The following is a 985-nucleotide window of genomic DNA, read 5'->3' as shown; positions in this document are numbered from 1 at the left end:
TGACATTTGTATTATGTGATAAATTTTTAAGTAAGCAAGAAATCTCAGAAATATGGAGGGATTACAAAATGGTTAAAATATTGAAATATGCAGAAGAGCAGGGCAAGAAAAAAGGAAAAGAAGAAGGAAAAATCGAAGGTAAGATTGAGGGTAAGATTGAGGGTAAGATTGAGGGTAAACAGGAAGAAGCAAGGTTAATCCTGATGAGGCAAATTAAGGCTAAATTTGGTGATACAGATAATGAAATTATTAAGTTAATTAATAGGGCTGAGCTGAGTAAAATTGAAGATTTAAGCGAGAAAATAATAACTTCAGATTCAACAGAAGATATAATAGATTTTTTGAAACATTAATTTGAATATAAAAATATTAATTACACCGGTTGGGATTAAAACCTCAGCCGGTTTTATTTATAGAAAGTAATAGTTGAATTTTGAGAATTTTTAATAGAATACTGCAGAAATTTCAGGGCCGGGATCTTGACATAAGATCCCGGCTTTTTTAGGTTTGCCTGGCATGGATATTTGCTAATCAGTGAAAGTCTGATGTGGGGGTTAATAGTGCCAACCACTAGCTGAAGACAAGGGTGTCCATCGTGAGATGGAATCTGAAGGAAGTTGGAGGCAAAGCTTCGGTCTGAGGAATACGAACTGTATAAAAGGCACAATCCTGTGGGTAAGTTTGCCTAACAAAATAAAGCCCAAAACTATTCAAGACAGGAAATGTAAATACAGCAGATGGATGAAGTGAAAGTAAATATTCTTAACCAGGGAAGGTCTGACAGTAAATTGTGGTGATGAATTTCTAAGCAATAAACTCTGCAGTAATGTAAGAGCTGAACTGTCAGAATGCAGCAGAAGTCATAGTAGATTGGTGGATATATACACCAATTGAAGGATGAAACATTAGGAGGTTTCTTAGATTTGAACAACTCGACGGAAACACATAGAAAGCAGACAACTTCATATGAAGGCTGCTCTCAGGA

Annotated in this window: 1 protein-coding gene; it reads left to right on the top strand. The window is 35.4% G+C overall.

Features of this window, described 5'->3' with window-relative positions:
• The first annotated feature begins 68 nt into the window (after positions 1–68).
• Positions 69–353 carry a DUF4351 domain-containing protein gene (locus DFR79_RS07135; protein ID WP_133514819.1) on the top strand — a complete coding sequence of 95 codons (285 nt, stop codon included), beginning with the start codon at positions 69–71 and terminating at the stop codon, positions 351–353.
• Positions 354–985: the final 632 nt, after the last annotated feature.

Origin of the sequence: Halanaerobium saccharolyticum (assembly GCF_004362045.1) — a bacterium.
GTDB classification, from domain to species: domain Bacteria; phylum Bacillota; class Halanaerobiia; order Halanaerobiales; family Halanaerobiaceae; genus Halanaerobium; species Halanaerobium saccharolyticum_C.
This window is presented reverse-complemented; position numbering and strand designations above follow the sequence as displayed.